The 20,848-nt window shown below is 50.3% G+C and carries 17 protein-coding genes and 1 pseudogene; 11 read left to right on the forward strand and 7 right to left on the reverse strand.

Annotated features, from left to right (window positions below; all coding sequences use genetic code 11):
* Positions 1-126 precede the first annotated feature (126 nt).
* A pseudogene (locus IQ217_RS16935) lies at positions 127-777 on the forward strand (IS630 family transposase); the annotation flags it as partial.
* A gap of 136 nt (positions 778-913) precedes the next feature.
* Here the strand turns inward: IQ217_RS16935 and pheT are convergent.
* Positions 914-3,346, reverse strand: a complete 2,433-nt coding sequence (pheT, locus tag IQ217_RS16940; protein WP_194020853.1) for a phenylalanine--tRNA ligase subunit beta — start codon at positions 3,344-3,346, stop codon at positions 914-916.
* Positions 3,347-3,623: 277 nt separating this feature from the next.
* Here pheT and spkB point away from each other — a divergent pair, with 277 nt between their 5' ends.
* Positions 3,624-5,327 (forward strand): serine/threonine-protein kinase SpkB, encoded by a 1,704-nt coding sequence (spkB, locus tag IQ217_RS16945; protein WP_194020854.1) that lies wholly within the window; start codon positions 3,624-3,626, stop codon positions 5,325-5,327.
* 112 nt (positions 5,328-5,439) lie between these two features.
* Here spkB and IQ217_RS16950 read toward each other — a convergent pair whose 3' ends face one another.
* The 3 genes from IQ217_RS16950 to IQ217_RS16960 form a co-directional block, all read right to left on the reverse strand.
* Positions 5,440-6,108, reverse strand: a complete 669-nt coding sequence (locus IQ217_RS16950) for a response regulator (protein ID WP_194020855.1) — start codon at positions 6,106-6,108, stop codon at positions 5,440-5,442.
* A 98-nt stretch (positions 6,109-6,206) separates the two neighbouring features.
* Positions 6,207-9,311, reverse strand: a complete 3,105-nt coding sequence (ppc, locus tag IQ217_RS16955; RefSeq protein WP_194020856.1) for a phosphoenolpyruvate carboxylase — start codon at positions 9,309-9,311, stop codon at positions 6,207-6,209.
* A 245-nt stretch (positions 9,312-9,556) separates the two neighbouring features.
* A complete protein-coding gene (locus IQ217_RS16960; RefSeq protein ID WP_223342375.1) occupies positions 9,557-9,769 on the reverse strand; it encodes a hypothetical protein in 213 nt (70 codons plus the stop codon).
* A gap of 282 nt (positions 9,770-10,051) precedes the next feature.
* On the opposite strand from IQ217_RS16960, the gene IQ217_RS16965 reads away from it, so the two are divergent.
* From IQ217_RS16965 to IQ217_RS16990, 6 genes are all read left to right on the forward strand, one after another.
* Complete coding sequence (locus IQ217_RS16965) at positions 10,052-10,510, forward strand: NfeD family protein (RefSeq protein ID WP_190598062.1); 459 nt, start codon at positions 10,052-10,054, stop codon at positions 10,508-10,510.
* A gap of 36 nt (positions 10,511-10,546) precedes the next feature.
* Positions 10,547-10,843 carry a BrnT family toxin gene (locus IQ217_RS16970; protein ID WP_190598063.1) on the forward strand — a complete coding sequence of 99 codons (297 nt, stop codon included), beginning with the start codon at positions 10,547-10,549 and terminating at the stop codon, positions 10,841-10,843.
* Positions 10,833-11,117 carry a hypothetical protein gene (locus tag IQ217_RS16975; RefSeq protein WP_194020857.1) on the forward strand — a complete coding sequence of 95 codons (285 nt, stop codon included), beginning with the start codon at positions 10,833-10,835 and terminating at the stop codon, positions 11,115-11,117. Before IQ217_RS16970 ends, IQ217_RS16975 begins: the two co-directional genes overlap by 11 nt.
* A 63-nt stretch (positions 11,118-11,180) precedes the next feature.
* Positions 11,181-12,035 (forward strand): carboxylating nicotinate-nucleotide diphosphorylase, encoded by an 855-nt coding sequence (gene nadC / locus IQ217_RS16980; protein WP_194020858.1) that lies wholly within the window; start codon positions 11,181-11,183, stop codon positions 12,033-12,035.
* A 128-nt stretch (positions 12,036-12,163) separates the two neighbouring features.
* Positions 12,164-13,378: a hypothetical protein gene (locus IQ217_RS16985; protein WP_194020859.1), complete on the forward strand. Its 1,215-nt coding sequence runs from the start codon at positions 12,164-12,166 to the stop codon at positions 13,376-13,378.
* A 188-nt stretch (positions 13,379-13,566) separates the two neighbouring features.
* Positions 13,567-14,946, forward strand: coding sequence for a Mur ligase family protein (locus IQ217_RS16990; RefSeq protein WP_194020860.1), 1,380 nt, complete (start codon positions 13,567-13,569; stop codon positions 14,944-14,946).
* Positions 14,947-14,985: 39 nt separating this feature from the next.
* Here IQ217_RS16990 and IQ217_RS16995 read toward each other — a convergent pair whose 3' ends face one another.
* Positions 14,986-15,639 carry a cobalt-precorrin-8X methylmutase gene (locus tag IQ217_RS16995; protein WP_194020861.1) on the reverse strand — a complete coding sequence of 218 codons (654 nt, stop codon included), beginning with the start codon at positions 15,637-15,639 and terminating at the stop codon, positions 14,986-14,988.
* Positions 15,636-17,210 carry a M16 family metallopeptidase gene (locus IQ217_RS17000; protein WP_194020862.1) on the reverse strand — a complete coding sequence of 525 codons (1,575 nt, stop codon included), beginning with the start codon at positions 17,208-17,210 and terminating at the stop codon, positions 15,636-15,638. The genes IQ217_RS16995 and IQ217_RS17000 overlap by 4 nt, the downstream gene beginning before the upstream one ends.
* Positions 17,211-17,366: 156 nt before the next feature.
* Here IQ217_RS17000 and zds point away from each other — a divergent pair, with 156 nt between their 5' ends.
* From zds to IQ217_RS17015, 3 genes are all read left to right on the forward strand, one after another.
* Positions 17,367-18,836, forward strand: a complete 1,470-nt coding sequence (gene zds, locus IQ217_RS17005) for a 9,9'-di-cis-zeta-carotene desaturase (RefSeq protein ID WP_194020863.1) — start codon at positions 17,367-17,369, stop codon at positions 18,834-18,836.
* Between the two features lie 15 nt (positions 18,837-18,851).
* Positions 18,852-19,295, forward strand: a complete 444-nt coding sequence (locus IQ217_RS17010; RefSeq protein WP_194020864.1) for an SRPBCC family protein — start codon at positions 18,852-18,854, stop codon at positions 19,293-19,295.
* 65 nt (positions 19,296-19,360) lie between these two features.
* Positions 19,361-20,545, forward strand: coding sequence for an EAL domain-containing response regulator (locus IQ217_RS17015; protein WP_338116578.1), 1,185 nt, complete (start codon positions 19,361-19,363; stop codon positions 20,543-20,545).
* 50 nt (positions 20,546-20,595) lie between these two features.
* Here the strand turns inward: IQ217_RS17015 and IQ217_RS19070 are convergent.
* Positions 20,596-20,848, reverse strand: a 253-nt coding sequence (locus tag IQ217_RS19070; RefSeq protein ID WP_228025779.1) for a hypothetical protein, incomplete at its 5' end; no start/stop codon positions are given.

Here is a 20,848-nt window from a genome sequence, read left to right on the forward strand (position 1 = left end):
ATCCCATTTTTTCCAGCTCAATGATTTTAAGTATAAATACTTATACTTGGATGCGTTTCAGAATAAGGCTTTGAGAATTGCTTGACAGTTTGCCCAGTAAGACTTTTGCAAAAGTGGGATGCTCCCAGATTGATAGACAGAGCCAATAAATTTAGAGTAAGGCCGAGTGCCATATGTTATGCATTAAAGAAAAGGAAAATAAACAGAAAAAAAGAACTACGTTATCGAGAAAGAAACCGAGATGAACGAATGAAGTACTATAGAATATTAAGAGAGTTAATCAAGGTCTATGGTAGTCGGGCGATAGTTTACATAGATGAATCAGGATTTGAAGCAATCGAAGCTTGTATTTATGCCTGGTCAAAAAAAGGAAAGAAAATTTATGGAGATAGACAAGGAAAAAGGGGAGTCCGAGAAAATCTAGTGGCAGAAAGAAGAAAAGGAAAAAAAGATTTGATTGCACCGATGGTTTTTACCGGGAGTATGAATGCAGAAGGCTTTGAAAGTTGGTTAAGTTTATATTTGTTACCGTCACTCGGCATTCCATCAATATCAATAATGGATAATGCTCCTATTCACCGTAAAACAGCTATTAGAGAATTAGCTAATGAAGCAGGTCATCTGGTTGTCTTTTTACCCAAGTATTCTCCTGATTTAAATGATATCGAGCATGATTTTAGTGTATTAAAAAGGAATAGAATGTACGCTCCAGAAGGAACAAGCCTTGATGAAATTATCCGCTCTTATTGTAATGACTTCAATCTCAGTCTTATTTAAAATGACTATAGAAGCCCATTGGCAAAGTTTTAGTTTTTCCCAAAAAATAAACCTACTAAAGCTATGGCAATAATGGGGGGACTTTTGTCCATTTTCCCCCAGTCTTAGAGGTTTGGGTGAGCTTTTCCAAGCCTTTTTAACTGCGTAAACTAACGGCAAATTGCTTGGTCAACGCTTCCCGGATTTGATTATGGAGGGGTTCCACATCGGCATCGGTGAGGGTCCGATCGCCGACCCGGTAGGCCAAACTGAAGGCGAGACTGCGTTGTCCAGCCGGGACGGATTGCCCCCGGTATTCATCAAACAATTCCACCTGTTCGAGTAAATTGCCACCGGCTTTGACCATGGCTTGGGTAAGTTCCGCCACCGTTAATTCCAGGGGAGCATAGAGGGCCAAATCCCTTGCCACCGCTGGGTAGGGGGAGTAGGGACGGAAATGGGGCGTACCCAGAATTTGGGTTTCCATGGCTTGGTATAGGGGGGCTAAGGCGATTTCAAAGGCGTAAACTTCATCAATCAGACCTTTTTCTCGCCGTAATTGGGGATGGAGTTGGCCAAACTGACCTAACACTGTGCCATTGCAACTTAATAGGGTCGTGCGACCAGGATGGAGACGGGGGTCTTGGCGATCGCCGTTGTAGGTGACCGTTACCCCCAAACGCTGAAAAATTTCTTCTAATAAACCTTTGGCATCGTACCAACCCATGGATTGGGGTTTGCCGCCCTGGGGCCAGGTGCCTTGGGTAATCTGGGGGCCGCCGCAAATGCCCGCCAGGTGATCCGCCTCACCAATGTCCCCTTCGTTTTGCCAAAAAACTCGACCCACTTCAAAGGCATTCAAGGCCCCATTATTTTGGGCTTGGTTATTGGCAAAGGCGGTGATCAAACCATCGAGTAAATTGGTGCGGAGAGCGGAATATTCCGCAAAGAGGGGATTGGCCAATACCACTTCGGGTCCCTGGGGTTTGACGAGGGAGTAATGGACTACCTCCGTTAAACCCGCACCCCGACAGGCTTCCCGCAGGGCCAACTCAGCTTGATAGGCGGGGGATAAACCACCGGGCACCGCATTGTTGGGTAACTGTTCACAAAAATGGTCATAGCCGTAGAGCCTGGCCACCTCTTCAATGAGGTCAATTTCCCGTTCAATATCCCGTTGTCGGTAGGAGGGCACTGTCACAGCCCACACTGGAGTGGCGCTATCGGATTGTCGGGTTAACCCACAGCCTAGATCGGTCAAAATTCTTTCCACATCTTCAGCGGTAATCTCGCCAATACCATTGGGGGTATTCACTTTACCCAGCAATTGTTGCAGGCGTTCTAAACGCAGATTAATTACGGCTTCCCCTAGGTTCTGCCGTTGATCGGCCTTGCCCTGACGAACCACAGTGCCCCCGGCCAATTCTGTCATTAAGGCGATCGCCCGATGCAGAGCCACTTCCAATTCACACTGGTTCACGCCCCGTTCATAGCGGGTGGAAGATTCACTACGGAGGTTAATGGCCTTACTGGATTTACGAATGGTGACCCCATCAAATAGGGCAGTTTCCAGCACAATATTTTGGGTATTTTCATCCACTTCCGTGGCGGCTCCCCCCATCACCCCGGCGATCGCCACTGGTTGGTCATGGGCGGTAATTAATAAATTTTGGGGTTGCAATGTCCGTTCCTGGTCATCCAGGGTAATTAACTTTTCCCCTGCCTTGGCAAACCGTACCCCCAGGTGAATATCTGCTCCGGCCCCTAGGGCTTGCAATTTATCTTGGTCAAAGCTGTGCAGAGGCTGGCCCCATTCCAAGAGCACGTAATTAGTCACATCCACCACGTTATTGATAGGTCTGGTCCCCGCGGCCAATAACCGTTGTTGCAACCAATCTGGGGAAGGACCCACCTTCACCCCCCGCATCACAGTGCCCACATAGGCCGGGCAAGCTTGGGTTTCCGTCACACTGATGGGCAAATCCTGGTCCGATATTGAGACTTCCTCCACTTCCGGCAGGCTTAACTTACCCCCGGTGAGGGCCGCCACTTCCCGAGCTACCCCCACCATGCTGAGGGCATCGGCCCGGTTAGCAGTGGGGCTAATTTCCAAAATCACATCATCTAAGCCCAGCAGAGGCCCCACGGGACTACCCAGGGGCAAATTCAAATCGGCAAAGATATGGATGCCCGCCGACTCCTTACTGAGACCCAACTCTGCCAAAGAACAGATCATGCCGGAGGATTTTACGCCCCTTAACTTGGCTGGCTTAATTTTCAGATCTACTTTAGGTAGATAACTGCCCAGGGTAGCCACTGGCACGAGAATGTCTGCCCTCACATTGGGGGCTCCACAGACAATGGTGGAGGGTTCCTCTGCCCCAATATCCACCACGCAAACGCTTAATTTATCCGCATTGGGGTGTTTTTCCCGAGAAATTACTCGCCCCAGCACCACTCCCGCTGCCCAGCTTCGACGGTCTTCGATTTCCTCCACTTCCAAACCGGCGATCGTTAGCAATTCCCCAAGCTCTTCCGGAGACAAATTAACTTCAACCAGGGATTGCAGCCAGTTGACAGAGATACGCATGGGTTTCCTTTTCTACTGATTTTTATTAATGCTTGCTTGGTTTGCTATGGCGTCAGCGGCATCTATTGTATCGCTGAAGGCATTACCCCAGGCCATTCCAACCAATGTTTGACAACTTTCGGAACAAATTTATAGTGGCAGGGGCTCAATGAACCAAAGTTTCCCGCTAACTAGCCTAAAATAGAGTGGCCTTCCCAATCCCATCAACTTTTCGGAAAATTTAACGAATTCGATAAAGCATAGGTTAGTCTTACATCACACCATCTGGTGAACCGGAATGAGTTTTTGCGTTAATCCCAATTGTCCCCATCCTAAAAACCCGAATAACGTGCAGGTGTGCCAAGCCTGTGGCGGTAGCTTGCGTCTGAACGGTCGTTACCAAACCTTGGGTTTATTGGGAAAGGGAGGATTTGGGGCTACTTTTGCGGCGGCGGATGTGGCACTGCCCGGAACTCCCATCTGTGTGGTAAAGCAGTTGCGGCCCCAAACCGATGACCCCAATGTGTTCCGCATGGCCAAGGAACTATTTGAGCGGGAGGCCCAGACCTTGGGTCGGGTCGGTAATCATCCCCAGGTGCCTCGTTTACTGGATTACTTTGAGGATGATCATCAGTTTTATTTAGTGCAAGAGTATGTAAAAGGCCATAATTTACACCAAGAAGTGAAAAAAAATGGCACTTTTACCGAGGGCAGTGTTAAGCAATTTTTAACAGAAATATTGCCCATCCTTGACTATATCCACTCCCAAAAAGTTATTCATCGGGATATCAAGCCAGCTAATCTAATTCGTCGCCAAACGGACCAAAAATTAGTGCTGATTGATTTTGGGGCGGTGAAAAATCAAATTGATTCAGTTTTATCCTCCAACACCTCAGCTCAAACGGCCCTAACGGCTTTTGCGGTGGGCACGGCGGGTTTTGCCCCCCCGGAACAGATGGCCATGCGCCCAGTTTACGCCAGCGATATTTATGCCACTGGGGTAACTTGTTTATATTTACTAACTGGCAAGACTCCCAAGGAGATTGATTGCAACAGTCAAACGGGGGAAATGGACTGGGAAAAACATGTGACAGTTTCTGGCAAATTTGCTGAAGTGATCCGCAAAATGTTGGAACTTTCCGTGCGTCACCGTTACAAGAGTGCCCAACAGGTGCTGGATGCCCTGGAGATGCCCACCTATGAAGATGGCATGATGCAGGGCATGGTTTCCACTCCCTTTAGCTCCATAACGGGGACTGGGGATGAACCGGCGACGGGGATCCACATGGGGAATAGTTCTTCCCCAGACTATGGTGACCCATCCACTCGGTTTAACACTAATGTTCAGTCCAGGGGACCTAGCTCCACTAGGTTTAACACTGGCATTAAAACCCGCACCGCTAAACCCAAAAATGTTGAGCTTCCGGCCACTAGGGTGCGCCCTGCTTCCAATGCAGGGGATGGAGGCCCTGTTGGGGCAGGGGGGATTGACTACAATATGGTTAACCAAAAGCCCCTTTCTCGTCGGGAACGGGAAGAGGAAAAACCGGCGATCGCCAACCAACCGGAGATTAAACGTTGGAATGGTAAAACTTTTTTAGCCGAGTATGCCCAGGGGAAACGGGATTTTGCCGATCAGAATTTAGTTGGCATCGTTTTGGCTAAGGCGTTTGTGCCGGGAATTAACTGTTACCAAGCTAATTTGACCAATGCCAATTTTGAGCAAGCGGAGCTGACTAGGGCAGACTTTGGCAAGGCCCGATTGAAAAATGTCGTCTTCAAAGGGGCCAATTTGAGCGATGCCTACTTCGGCTATGCCGACCTGCGGGGGGCGGATCTACGGGGAGCAAATCTCAGCGGCGTTAATTTTAAATACGCTAATCTCCAGGGTGCTAACTTCTCCGGGGCAGATTTGGGTTCAGCCAAGGTATCCCCAGAGCAGTTAAAGCTTGCTAAAACCAATTGGCGCACAGTCCTGCCCGGTTCCAGTCGGCGGAGATAGGGTTGGGGCCGACATGCCCACTCTTTCCGATCAAGCAATTAGGGTAAGAACCAGCATTTCACTTTGGGGCCCCATCACCACCGGCAATGTCAATGACCCAAATTGATTGACCTTAGTTAACCAGTCCAGAGCGGATGGCCCGCACCGCCGCCTGGGTACGGTCGTTGGCGCAGAGCTTATTAAGGATATTTCTGACATGGGTTTTCACTGTGCCCACGGTGATATAGAGTTTTTCTGCAATGTCGGCATTACTACAACCGTCCACAATTAATTGCAGAACCTCCAATTCTCTTTCCGTTAACCCATAGGACAAAGATGTTCGAGTGGGGGAAGACGGTTCCGATGGTTCCGCCGCTGGGGCATGGGCCAATACTATTCTGGCGATCGCCGGGTCAATCCAGGCAAAACCACCGTGGGTAGCTTGAATAGCCTCAATTAACAACTCCGTGCGGCTGTCCTTCATGCAATAGGCGTCGGCCCCGGCACTAAAAGCGGCCAACACCGTTTCCTCCTGGTGATTGAGGGTCAAAATCACCACCCGACATTGGCAATTAAGGGGGCCTTTTTTGAGCCGTTGGGTAACATCAATGCCACTCATGTCTGGCAAACCAATGTCGATGATTACCACATCGGGGCGTTGTTCTTCCATCATTGCCAGCCCTAATCGGCCATTGGCCGCTTCCCCCACCCACTGAAAACTAGGCTCGGTGTTCAAAGCATCCCGCAAGCCCTGGCGAATTAAATCTTCATCTTCAATTAAGGCAATGCGAATTTTCTCCATGGTTAGGGGTTATGGTGTTGGGCAATGTTCAAACACAGCGGAGGTAGAAGGGGATAATCCCTTACCCCTAGCTCAATATTAGGTACCCTATCACCGAATCAGCCAGTATTACGCATTCCCGCTGCAATACCGTTGATGGTCAACAGGGCCCCCCGCAGTAGCTCTTCTTTGGAATAACGACGGTAGCGCACACCACTGGTCTCCGCTTCCTGGGTTACCTGGCGTAAGCGTTTCAGCAGGGAAATCTGCAGTAGTCCCAGGGGCACAATGGTGCGATTGCGCAATAACACCGACCGTTGCAGAGAACGATCGCCGTCGAGGAGGTGGGGATGGGCCGTAATTTCCATGGCAAAATCCCTGGTTAATTGGTACTCTTGCTTGATCTGCTGGAAAAGGCGATCAAATCGCTCCCGGTCTTCTGGCTTAGATAACTCCTGCACATAGTGGGAGGCAATGGTGAGGTCCACCTTGGAAAGGGTCATTTCCACTTTCGAGATCACCATGTTGAAAAAAGGCCATTTGAAGTAGAAGTAGCGCAACAACTTCATATTCTTGACCGGGTCTTGGTCCACAAAGGATTTTAACGCCGTACCCACCCCATACCAAGCCGGCAAAAGGAAACGGGTTTGGGTCCAACTGAACACCCAGGGAATGGCCCGCAAACTGCTGAGGTCCGCTTTGCCCCCCTTACGCCTGGCCGGGCGGGAACTGATTTGTAACTCGCTAATTTCGGGAATGGGAGTGACCGTAAGGAAAAAGTCCAGGAAGTCCGGTTCTTCGTAAATCAGACTGCGGTAGGCCTGGCGGGCGGTGCAGGCCAACTCCTCCATAATCCGGTTCCAGGGCTCAATGAAATCAAAACTGCTTTTAAGTAAACTAGCTTGGATCACCGCCGTGGTTAAAGTTTCCAGATTGTAGAGGGCCAACTCCGGCAGGGAATATTTTGAAGCCAACACTTCCCCTTGCTCAGTAATTTTGATCCGACCATCCACGGTGCCTGCGGGCTGGGCCAAAATGGCTTTATAGGCTGGGCCTCCCCCCCGACCGACGGACCCTCCCCGACCGTGGAACAACCGCAGAATGACCCGATGCTTTTGGGCCACAGCCTGGAGCGCTTTTTGGGCTTTATGGATTTCCCAGTTACTGCTTAAAAAGCCCGAATCTTTGTTGCTGTCGGAATAGCCCACCATAATTTCCTGGAGATTACCGGGATTTAATTGGGCCTTGGTGGTGGGAATTTGATAATAATCCAGGGGATGACTTTCCAATTCCCGCAGGGATTGGTAGCTGCCGGCTAAGGTGGCACGGTAAAAGGGCAAGGTGAACAGGGAATCCATGATCCCCGGCGCGTTTTTCAGGTCTTCCACCGTTTCAAACAGAGGCACAATACGGAGAGAATTGGCCGCCGTGGCTGGGTCATACAATCCAGCTTCCTTAGCCAGCAATAATACTTCCAGCACATCACTGGCATCATTGGTCATGCTGATGATGTAGGTTTGGCAAATATCCACCCCAAATTCCATCTGCAGGTGGCGCAGGGTGCGGAGGGTTTCAATGGTTTCCCTGGTCCGTTCCGAAAAGGGCATTTCTTGGGGAATTAGGGGCCGGCGGGTTTGGAGTTCGATCGCCAGCCAGGCCAATTTATCCGCTTCGGGCATTTCCTCATAGGGAGTGGTGAGTACCCCCATATACTCAGCAATTTCGGCGATCGCCTCGGCATGGCGGGAGGACTCTTGACGGAAATCCAACTGGGCCAAGTTGAAGCCATAGACTTCCAACTGGGTAATTAGATTTTCCAACTCCAAACAGGTCAGCCCCGTTTCGGTGAGATTACGCTGAATTAGTCTTAACTCCTCTAATAATTCTTCCCCAGTGCGATAGTGATTTTCGGCGGGCATGGTGATCATGGTTTGCCGTTCTTCCGGGTTGGCTAAACGGTTATTGCGCCGCAGGGTATTTTCCAGCCGTTGGGTAACGTAGGCCAGCTTCATTCGATAGGGTTCCTGGCGATAGCGGAGGGAAAGTTCCTCGTACACTTCCGGCAATTGAATGCGGTCCCGTTCTAGGGAATCCAACAATTCCTGGGACACCTTACACCAATGGAGGGAAGGACTGAGAATAGCCACCAGTTCTCCCAAGCTAAACAGATATTTCCCCAGCACTAAACCCCTTTGATAACAAGCCGTTTGCCAGGTTACCTCCGGAGTTACGGAAGGGTTGCCGTCCCGATCGCCGCCGACCCAGGAGCCGAAATAGCAAAAATTAGCCCGGGGGGCCCGCAGATGGGGAAAGGTTTCCTTGATAGCTTGCCCTAGGCGTTTGGACAATTCCGGCACCGCATCGAATAGCACCTCATCAAAATAATGGAGGGAATAGTCCACTTCATCCAACACGGTGGGCTTGAACTGATGGAGCTCGTCGGTGCGCCACCAGAAACGAATTTCCTCTGTTAATTGGGCGATCGCCGTTTTGGCGTCCCAGGTATTGAGCCAGTCCCGACCCACAACGGAACCCTGGAGTTGGTCCAACTTGCGCAGAATGCGGTCTACCCTTCTTTGCTTGCGGCGAATGGTGTGGCGGACAATTTCCGTGGGGTGGGCGGTGATCACCAGACGAATGTCCAGATGATCCAGTAAATCTTGGATATGTTGGGGGGGCACATTGAGACTTTTTAGCTCCCTCATCAACCAGTGAAAAGTACCCACTGAAGCTTGCACTTCGTTTTGATCAATGCCTACCGGCAAGGGCCCCGCCGAGGACCCAAGTCTTGATGGGTTCACCAGTTCTTCTTCATTGCCAGCCTGCTCATAGAAGTTGGTTTCCTGGGAAGCTTCCCAACGGTTACGTTGTTGCTCGTTTTGTTCGTAGTGCTGTTCAACAATGTTAATCAACTGAAAATACAACGCAAAAGCCCGGGCTGCCCGGATGGCATCATTGAGTTCCAAATGTTCAATCCGCTGGGTAATGCCCATGATGACTTCTTCGGAAATCTCGCTGGAGATCGCCTCATGGGTACCCTGGAGCCGCAATTCCGTCAGTAAATCCACCAATTCCTGGCCACACTCACTCTGTAGCACCCTTTCCCACAATTCCTCCACCATCTTTAACCGCTGGTAAAGCACCGACTCTTCTTCAGAGTTGGAACCATTGCCATTACCAGACCAGTTAGTGGAAAGACCGAATGCAGGAACTGCCAAGTTCATGGGAACCTCTAGGACAAGATAGTGACGCTAACAACACCCAGAATGCGTTGCTACTGTACAAGATACTACGGGATTATCACCCCCTCACTCCGCATCCCAGGCTACAGCCAGCGGTTTGTCGATGCTCTCCCCAGATTAAGGCAGAAAAAAACCCCTGGGGCAGGGGAAGGAAGAAGACAATGGAGTAGGGCACTAAAAGCCAAAATCACCGCAGTCATAGATGAACAAAAACTTAAGAGTGGTGTCTAGTAGGCTAGGGTTTCTAGGGTTTGACGCAGATAGTGACGTACTTGGGCGTCCAGCAGGAGAGGGGCCACAGTTTCCGTTTTAGACACCACAGCCTCACCGTTATCATCCTGCCAGCATTTGAAACCGGAGCTGTCGGCGATCGCCAATTTGAGACTGTTCCAGATGGCGGAATCAGAGTTAGAAGCAGATGCAAGGGTAGCAGTAGTCATATTTTTATATCTCGCAGTGGTGGTCAGGAAACAACGAACGGGGTCCGACGTAACTTTGAGGTAACAGCCAAATACAGCTATGTTGTCGGCCTTAGCTCAACTACCTTCAGCTTAACTCAACTTTGGGGAGCTGGACTGTCAAGTCAAGCACAATTGTAAAGAAAATTCAACAGAGTTGCCATCACCGGGAATCAATGGACTGGGTTAGGATTGGGGAAGAGGGGAGCATTTTCTTCCCAGTTGCTGATTTTCCGGCTTCAACCGCAGGCCCAAGCCATTTATATGTCCCCTGTTTATCTTTGGATTGTAGCAGGCACCATACTCTGCCTTGTGGAAGTTATTTTCCCGGTGGATTTTGTCGCCGTTGTGATGGGGTTAAGCGCTGTGGCCACCGCTGGGGTGGCCCTGTTGGTCCCCGGCAGTTTTGCGCTCCAGTCCCTTTGTTGGCTGGGATTATCGGTGTTGTCAATTATTTTACTGCGGCGCTTTCTCCCCCGTCCTCGGCAGAAAAGTATTTTGCGGGATGCGGTGGAGGGCCAGTGTTTGACAGCTATTTTGCCCGGGGAAACTGGTCGGGTGCTCTATGAGGGCAATTCCTGGCGAGCGGAATGTCAGGATCCCGATGTGGCGATCGCCATTGATGAAAAAGTTTATGTGGTGGGGCGCAGTGGCAATACGTTATTGGTCTATCCGGCCAATGCTCTCCAAGGGCGATCGGATATTCAACACCCAAATTTTTGACAGGAATTTAAGCTTGTCCCAACCAAAATATTGTCAATGGATGTCAACTTCTGCTTTAACGGCATTCAATTCATCTGGAATGAGGGGAAAGCAAGAATTAATCCACTCAACCATGATGGAATTACTTTTGAGCAGGCTGTGGAAGCTTTCTTCGATCCCATGCTTGTGGTGGTTGATGCCAGTCGCAATGATGAAGCAAGGGAGGCGGTGATTGGCTTGGATCGACGTTGGAACTTGTTGTACGTTGTCTTCATTGAACGAGAGAATGAGGCTATTCGAATCATTTCAGCCCGCAAAGCGACACGTCAGGAGAGGGATCTTTATGAAGCCTGAGACATTAAAAAAGCGGTTAGACAAAAATCGTCCTATGACGACTATTACAGTCCGCATACCGGCAGATGTAATTGAAGATTTGAAGCGAGTTGCGCCTTTACTTGGTTTTTCCGGCCATCAATCCTTGGCAAGAACTTATATTGGTCAAGGTTTGCGGTCTGACTTGGAACTCCTAGAAAATGACGCCGTGTTGGCATTGATTGCCAGCCTTAAGCGTCACGGTGTCACTGATGAAGTAATTCAAGAGGCTTTAGTTGACGTTGCTCAACGTTAGATTGACCCCAATTTAGGGAGAATATAGGAATTGACGTAAATTTTGGTAACGAACCCAGTCCCCATGACCTGTTTACCCCCATGGATAATTATTGACCCCTGGCTCCAGCAATGGTTGGCGGAGGACATTGGTCGGGGAGATTGGTCGACCCAGGGCCTTGGTTTACAGCATCGGGGCCAAGCCTGTTGGGTGGCGAAGGAAAATGGTGTGATGGCGGGATTACCCATGGCCGCTCGGATTTTTCAGCTTTTGGATCCCTCCATGGAATTTCAGGGATTAGACCAAGAAGGGAAAACCGTTCAGTCCGGCACCATAATTGCCACCATGGCGGGAGATTTAGGCAGTTTACTGACTGGGGAAAGGGTGGCGCTCAATTTGGTGATGGGTTTGAGCGGCATTGCCACTATGACTAGGCAATACGTCCAGGCGATCGCCGACTATCCCAGCCGTTTTGTGGACACCCGGAAAACCACCCCAGGGTTGAGGGTGTTGGAAAAATATGCCAGCCGTTTGGGGGGAGCCATGAACCATCGTCTCGGCTTAGATGATGCGGTGATGGTCAAGGATAACCACATTCAAGCGGCCGGAAGTATTACTAAAGCCGTGCAGACCCTACGGCAAAATTTGCCCTATCCCCTGGCCATTGAGGTGGAAACCAGCAATTTGGAGGAAGTGGAAGAGGCGATCGGCGCCCAGGTGGAAATTATCATGCTGGATAACATGGACACTGAAACCATGGCCGCTGCAGTTAAATTAATCCGCCAAGCCAACCCCCTCATCCGCATTGAAGCTTCCGGCAACGTTACCCTGGCCAATCTCACGGCGATCGCCAGCACGGGGGTGGACTTTATCTCCAGCAGTGCCCCCATCACCCGTTCCCCCTGGTTAGACTTGAGCATGCAAATTGTGCAAAATTGAACAAATCTGGCTAATTTATGCCCAGCCTTGGAAACTTAAACCGGAGTCGAGCCATCTTCAATAGGCAGTGACGGCTTGCCCCCGGCCCATAGCCATTGTCCTCTGCTTTCCCCCAGCCCCAAGTTTTTATGAATAATTCCGATTTCCTGTCTTTTTTCCCTGAGCCTGACAATGATGATACGGCGGATGTCAACGCCGAAGAATTGGCCCTGCTATTCAATGGGATAGGCGGAGAGGTACAGGAGCAGGTAAATCCCTCTGACCAGGAGCATTTCGGCACCATGCTCGATGGCATTGAAATGTTAGAAGAAATGCTGGTGGAAACGGAATTGGCTGGGGAAGTGGCCCTGCAGGAAATGACCCCCTTGGAGCAGGAAACGTCCGTTATGTTCGAGGGAGACGATTTACAGTACGAAGAAGTGGACGACCATAACCCTGTGGTCCTAATTCCACCCTTTCTCCGGGCCCATGAAGCCTTACAGGAACAGGTTATTAGTCTGGGGCAACGTCTAGCTTCCACAGAACAGGAACTCCTGGGACACCAGCGTCGAGCTTCCAGTGCCGAAAATTTGATTCAAGACCAGGCGATCGCCCTAACCCAGGCCCAGGAACAATTGGCCCATACGGTGGCGGAACTGCAGGTTTACCAAGAAGCTTGTAAGCAACAACAATTGCAGGTGGAAACCCTAACGGAACAATTGGAGGCGAGCCAAGGGCAGGTCATCGCTCAGCAAAATCAACTGGATGGGGGAATGGCTGATAAGGGGGCGGAAAACCAAGAACTCCAAGCTCTAGTAACTAGCCTCACAGCGGAAAATGAACAATTAAAAGGACAGATCGGCCGTCATGACTCGGAAGTGGCCCGCTTTGAGCAACAACTCCAGGAACTGAGGGCCCGTCTGCAAAGGCAACAACGCTACGCCCTCCAATATAAGTCCGCCCTGGAGCAATACCTGGCCCAACCTGATCTTCTGCCCCTGGGCGACATTGGTGAGGTGGTGGCCAATGTAACGGCCCAGTCCAAGGAAGTGAAACCCTGGGCCAGCGTCGGCGATGTGTTGGCTTCATTCTCCAGTGTTAACAATGAACCGCCCAGTGCTCCCGTGGCCGACCTAACACCGGGTCTAGTTAATTTTTTACCCACCCCAGCCCAGGAGATTACATCCCCAACAGAGGCAACCCATGGGGATAAAACAGAGGAAATTTCTCCCCCGCCCCAACCTTCCCCGACCCCAGCAGTACCAGCCATTGATCGACTAACTTTTGCAGTCAAAGAACCTCGACCTTCTCGTCGTGCCATTGATCTGCCCAGCTTTTTGCCCCGTTCTACCCCGATTGGGTAATCTTAAGCTTGCACCGCAATCAGGCAAGATAGCAGCCCGATGGAGTTGAAGTTGGGATCGGCCCCAGCTCAATGGACAATGGCGTTGACCATTTCGATGCAAAACCCCGGTTATTCCCACCCCGGAGTCAATGCAACCCAGTTTCGTTGCCCTGCCTGGGGGAGCAGTCAATTTTCCTTTGATAGTTTATGAGTAATCTTTCGATCGCCGATGGGGTCCGCCTCGGTATTGCAGTGGGGGTGGCCAAGACTGTTACAGCCGTGGTCAAAGCCCTGCGCTTGGGTTCCGCCAGTGTGTTACCGGGGGAAATTGCCCGTCGTTTACATCCTAAAATGCTGGGGCTGTTAGCTCAACAAGTGTCCCAAGGGGTGATTTTAGTGGTGGGCACCAATGGCAAAACTACTACCTCATTGCTGCTAAGGAAAATTTTGGTGGACCAGGGTTATCGGGTGACCCACAATGCCACCGGCGCTAACTTGATCAATGGTTTAATTACTGCTCTGTTGGCCGATGCCAACCTATTTGGGCGTTTATCCACCGATTTTGCCATTTTGGAAGTGGATGAAAATGTCCTCCCCCTGGTGCTCAAGGATTGTCAACCCAGGGCAATTTTGGCCCTGAATCTTTTCCGGGATCAACTAGACCGCTATGGGGAAGTGGATAGCATTAGTCAGCGTTGGCAAAAGGCGATCGCCCCCCTGCCGGAAGACACCATCATTGCCGTCAATGCTGATGATCCGACCCTTTCCCATCTGGGGCAAAAGTTAGCCCAACAGGTTTGTTACTTTGGCTTGAGCGAACCAGATTTATACCTGGAGGAAATTCCCCATGCGGTGGATTCCATTTACTGTCCCCAGTGCGGCACTTCCCTAGATTATCAAGGGGTTTACCTTTCCCATTTGGGGGATTTTCAATGTCCTAGCTGTGGATTTCACAAAAGCCAGCCGGCTTTCCATAGCAGTGAGTGGCCCCAAATTCTCATTGGTGTTTACAACAAATACAACACCCTAGCCGCCGGTTTGGTAGCTCAACAATTGGGCATCAACACAGAGAAAATTTTCAACAACATCCGCAGTTTCAAGGCGGCCTTTGGTCGGGCAGAAGAGTTAGACGTGGAGGGCAAACATGTCCGCATTCTCCTGTCTAAAAATCCGGTGGGCTTAAATGAAACCATTCGGGCCGTCAATGACCTCAAACTGCAAGGACAATGCTCCACTACCCTGTTGGTACTCAATGACCGCATTGCCGATGGCACCGACGTTTCTTGGATTTGGGATGTGGACACTGAACCCCTGGTGGCATCCGGGGGAACTTTCATCGTCAGCGGCGATCGCCTTTATGACATGGCCCTACGTTTGCAATATAGCCAGGAAAATTTAATTCAACCAAGCCAGGGAAATGAGGCGTGGGATGGACAAACATCGAGGCTAATTTTGGAGGAAAACCTCGAAAAAGCAGTGCAAATTGCCTTGGAACTCACCCCTGAGGAAGAAACTCTCCATATCATTCCCACCTACACTGCCATGCTGGAAGTGCGGGGTATCCTAACTGGCCGAAAAATTCTCTAGGAGTCTGTGGGAAACGCCTCCTGGCCCCCGGTAATTTCTTCAGCATTCTTGGCAGGCCAACATCAGTAACGCATTGACAATGCCAGCGGCCACGGGGGAACCACCCTTATTTCCTTCCACCCTAATTTGGGGACAGGGCAAGGTGGATAAAGTTTTCTTGGCTTCCAGAACCCCAATGAAGCCCACCGGCACTCCGATCACTAAAGCTGGTCTGGCCTCACCGACGGCGATCGCCTGACAAAGGGTTAAAAGGGCGGTGGGAGCATTACCAATGACGTAGATCGCTTCGGGAAATTGGGTAATACAGTGGTCCATGCCGGTTTCGGTGCGGGTTTTGCCAGGGGTGGCCGTGGGCGCAAAATCAATCGCCGTTTGGATGGGATTGTTAAAAGTCCGCTGTACTAAACCTTGAATGCCCTGTTTGACCATATTCACATCCACCACAATGGTTTGGCCCTGGCGCAAACTTTTTTCCCCATTGGCGATCACCTGGTTTTCTGGCAAATCTGGATCAAATTCAGCCTTGGCTAAATCCGGGGCAAAACGGAGCAGGTGGAGAAAATCGAAGTCGGCGGTGCTGTGGATCACCCGACGGGCAATGGCATATTCTTGGGGAGAGAGATTGTGGAGCCCTACAGTGCGGTCAATGTGGGCAAAGCTCGCCAGCAAAATTGGATGTTCTAGGGGAATCATGGGTTTGGAGATTCCGGCAAAATCCGACCAATGGTACTGTTCTCTGGGCGGAACGTGGCCTGGGCCACCCGTTGAATATCCTCCGGGGTCACAGCGGCGATCGCCTCTAGGCGGGCAAACAGATTACGCCAATCTCCGGTACGCACATTGTATTTCACCAATAGTTGGGCCATGCCCATATTGGAGTTGAGGGATTGCAATGCAGAAATTTGTAGTAAGTTTTGGGCCCGTTCCAGTTCCTCCTGGGTTACAGGCTCTGTTTTCAAACGTTCAATTTCCCCATGTAACGCTTGACTGAGTTCATCCAAACTGCGGCCGGGGGCACTCTGGGCATAGAACATCAACAGGTTGGGAAATTTATCAGCGGGAAAACCGTTAAAGCCCTGGGCCATCAACGCCAACTGTTGTTCCTCCACCAGGGATTGATACAAACGGGATGTGCGGCCACTGCTGAGAATGGTGGTCATCACATCAAACACCGCACTATCGGGATCATCAAAAGCAGGGCTGTGGTAACCCTCGAAATACCAAGGTTGGGAAGGGAGGGTCAGATTAATTTCCTTCTGCTCCGTCTGGGGCGGTTCCACCACCGTTACCTGGGGCGTAGGGGGGCGCTTAGGGAAACGACCAAAATATTTCTGCGCCAAACTTTTAACTTGGTTAGCCTTCACATCCCCCACCACCGCAATGGTCATATTGCCAGGGGTGTAATATTTTTCGTAAAAATCCGTCACATCTTGGCGGGAAAGGTTGCGGATATCCTCGTCATAACCAATCACCGGGCGGCGGTAGGGGTGCTTAGTAAAAGCAGTGTCTAAAAATTCCTCCACCATTTGCCCCACTGGGTTATTTTCCGTGCGCATACGCCGCTCTTCTAGAATTACCTCCTGTTCTTGGTAAAACTCCCGAAATACCGGTTCCAAAAACCGCTCCGACTCCAAAGACATCCACAGTTCCAATTTGTTGGCCGGCAAACTGTAGAAATAAAACGTAGCATCGGCGCTGGTGGCTGCATTTAAGCCCACTCCCCCGGCCATCTGAATAATTTGCCCAAATTCATTCTGTTGCACTAAGCTCTGGGCCTGTTGTTGGATTTGCTTAAATTTTTCCTCTAACTTGGCCTCTGCCTCCTTATCCCCCTTGGCCCTGGCCTGGGTGATTTGTCCAAACACTTCGTCCAATTGGTCTAGTAGCTTTTGTTCCTGGGCAAAATCCTTGGTGCCAATGCGTTCTGTACCCTTAAAGGCCATGTGCTCCAGAAAGTGGGCTACGCCGGTTTTTCCCACCGGTTCATCCACTCCTCCCACATCAAAGTAGGTGTAAAAGGACACCACTGGAGCCTCATTATTCTCCATGACGATAAATTTCAAACCATTATCCAGTTGAAACTCCGTCACCCGTTCGATCGCCTGGTCGAGGTAGGGTTTGAGGGTTTGGCTATTTCTTTCCCTAACAGGGCTGAGGTCAGCGGCGATCGCCGGGGTGGGCGACAGCAAAGGACTGTGCAGAGCTAACAGTAGCACCAGGGCACAAAGGTAACGGGGCAAGGAACTCAAGACCGGCAGGGGCATGGGGAGCAATAAACTATGAACGCAAACTACTTCTACCCATCACTTTAGACTATCGCGGCGGAGAACTTGGGCGCTTGCCGGGAGGGTTTAAGGAAGATTAAAATTTGTAACAGTGCTAATTTATCTGGCAAAGTTCAATCATAGGGTGAAGCCGAAATGCGTGTTGCAATTGTAGGAGCGGGATTGGCAGGGATGGCCACCGCAGTGGAATTGGTGGATGCGGGCCACGAAGTTGAACTTTACGAAGCCAGGAGTTTCATCGGCGGCAAAGTGGGCAGTTGGGTGGACGGCGACGGCAACCACATCGAAATGGGCTTGCATGTCTTTTTCGGCTGTTACTACAATCTTTTCAACTTGATGGAAAAGGTGGGGGCTAAGCAAAATTTGCGGCTCAAGCAACATACCCACACCTTCATTAACCAAGGAGGGCGCATTGGCGAATTGGATTTTCGTTTCTTCACCGGCGCTCCCTTTAATGGCTTAAAAGCATTTTTCACCACTTCCCAACTGAATACCCAGGACAAAATTGCCAACTCCATTGCCCTGGCCACCAGTCCCATTGTGCGGGGTTTAGTGGACTTTGACGGAGCCATGAAAACCATCCGGGATTTGGACAGGATTAGCTTTGCCGAATGGTTCCTCAGCAAAGGGGGTAACGAAGGTAGTTTGAAAAAAATGTGGGACCCGATCGCCTATGCGTTGGGTTTTATTGATACGGAAAACATTTCCGCCCGTTGTATGCTGACTATTTTCCAACTGTTTGCCGCCCGCACGGAAGCCTCGGTGTTGCGGATGTTGGAAGGCTCGCCCCAGGAATATTTACATAAACCCATTCAGGCATATTTGGAAAAACGGGGTACCAAGTTTTACACCAGGCATCGAGTCAAGGAAATTCACACCAAGGTATTTGACGGAGAAACTAAAGTAACCGGCTTAGTGATCAACGATGGCTCTGACAGCAAAACCGTAATCGCCGATGCCTATGTGGCCGCCTGTGACGTGCCGGGCATTAAAAACCTGTTGCCGGAAAGTTGGCGCACCCAATGGGACTTTTTTAACAAAATTTACTACCTGAACACCGTTCCCGTAGCCACAGTGCAACTGCGCTTTGACGGCTGGGTAACGGAAATGAATGACCCAGCCAAACGCAAACAGCTAGAACAAGCCTTTGGGTTAGACAACCTGCTCTATACCAGCGATGCGGAATTTTCCTGTTTTGCTGACCTAGCCCTCACCAGTCCCGCCGATTATTACCGACCCGGGGAAGGCTCATTGTTGCAACTTGTATTGACCCCCGGTGATCCCTTTATGAAAGAGTCCAACGAGGCGATCGCCTATCGGGTGCTTAAACAGGTTAAAGCTCTGTTCCCTTCCGCAGCGGATCTGAACATGACTTGGTACAGCGTGGTTAAATTAGCCCAATCCCTATACCGGGAAGCACCGGGCATGGATCTTTTCCGCCCCAGCCAAGCAACCCCGATCGCCAACTTCTTTTTAGCCGGTAGCTACACCCAACAGGATTACATCGATAGTATGGAGGGGGCCACCCTATCCGGTCGCCAGGCCGCCCAGGCCGTTTTGGCTAACCAAGCCCGTTTGCAAATCCCCGTCCCTTCCGCCCAATAATTTTTCTCAAATCCCATGGCTAATTGGCTAGAACATAGTGTGCAGATGGAAGTGGATGCTCCCATTGAATTGGTGTGGCAACTGTGGTCTGACCTGGAGCAGATGCCCCGCTGGATGAAATGGATTGATTCCGTCAAAGTGCTGGAAGATGATCCAGAGCTTTCCCGGTGGAAGCTGGCCAGTGGCAGTTTGGAGTTCACCTGGCTGTCGCGGATTACTAAATTAATTTCCCAACAAATTATTCAATGGGAATCGGTGGATGGTTTGCCCAACCGGGGCGCTGTGCGCTTTTACGATCGCCAAGAGAAAAGTATTGTCCGCCTCACCATCGCCTATAACGTACCGGGTTGGCTGGGGTTATTGATGGATAATCTCTTCCTCGGTCGGGTGGTGGAATCTACCATCCAAGCAGACCTAGAACGCTTCCGGGAATATATCAATAAGTTGCAGGCTCCATAAACTAAAATCACAGTAGGCGGTCATAACCGGCATCTTGAGCATTAACAGCAAATATCGAGGTCACTGTGGCGGAGAAAACAAAAGTCTCAAGAAGCTTGTTAGTCCTTGACGACGAAAAGGATGTCGCCGCCACAATCTGCATGATGGCCGCCACCGCAGCCTATGACGCTGACTATATTGATGATGCCGATATTTTTCTAGAGAAAGTGGCCTCCTCGGCACCAACCCACGTGGCGGTGGATTTGCAACTAGCCGATCGCGATGGGATAGAAGTTATCCGTAAGCTAGCGGAAATGGACTGCAAAGCAGCGGTGATCATTATGTCTGGTCTAGGAGGACGCATACTAGAATCCTCTGCTAGGGCCACCACTGAAAACGGACTTCGGCTTCTGGGCACCCTAGCCAAGCCCTTTTCCCGTGCTCAACTTTTGGAATTGTTGGCAAAGGATGCCCATGAGACTGTTTCAACGCGGAAATTCCCAACCTATTCTGTTTCTGATGAGCAAATCAGCGATGCGCTCAAGGCCAAAGTCTTTGTGGCCCACTTTCAGCCCAAAATTTCCTGTCTGACTGGCGAACTAGTCGGATTTGAATGCCTCGCCCGTTGGCCCCAAAAGGACGGTACTATGATCCCCCCGGATCAGTTCATTGGTTTGGCTGAGCAACGAGGAATGATTGATGCACTAACGCGACAAGTCTATCATTACGCCTTAGCCAACTTGCCCCTACGGAACCATAGATCTCCATTGAAATATGCGTTGAATCTTTCACCAATCAATTTAAAAGATACAAATTTTCCCCACTGGTTAAGAAATAAATGCCGCGAGCATAGTATTAAGCCATCACAGATTATTCTGGAACTTACAGAGACAGCTAGCATGGAAAATCCACTGGTGCTATTAGAGCATTTGACTCAGTTTCGCATCCATGGATTTCAGTTGTCCATTGATGATTTTGGCGTCGGTTACTCCTCCCTTGTGCAACTGGCACGGTTACCTTTTTCGGAACTGAAGGTCGACCAAATGTTCGTCAAAACTCTCTCCAGTTCCCAAGAGTCTCGGAAAATTGTCGCCGCTGTGGTTGGTCTTGGGAAGTCCATGGATCTGAATGTAGTAGCTGAGGGGGTAGAAAACACATCCGCTCTGCGGCTGTTGCGAGAGCTTGGTTGCGACGAAGCCCAAGGCTACTTTATCGGCAAGCCCATGGATGTTGTCACTGTCGGGAATTGGAGCAGCTTATCGGACAAGTAGGCATAATGAATCAACCAATGGATTTTCTATACAAGAGACTTTTCAATGCGTCACCAAGCAAAATTCTGGTGCTCCAGCCCGACAGATTTGAGATTATTGCCGTCACGGATGAATACCTGAAGGCGACCGCTACAAAAGAAAGTGATATTGTCGGCAAGACCCTGTTTGAGGTATTTCGGCACTGTCCTTTTAAGGAGTGAAGTGGCAAAAGCCTCTACAGGTAAGTATTTCTGCAATTTCGACAGGGCGGTCAATGAAGCCCATGGCCATAGCCGGAGTGGTATTTTTTCCCAGACTTCCATG

Origin of the sequence: Synechocystis salina LEGE 00031 (genome assembly GCF_015207985.1) — a bacterium.
Classification (GTDB): domain Bacteria; phylum Cyanobacteriota; class Cyanobacteriia; order Cyanobacteriales; family Microcystaceae; genus Synechocystis; species Synechocystis salina.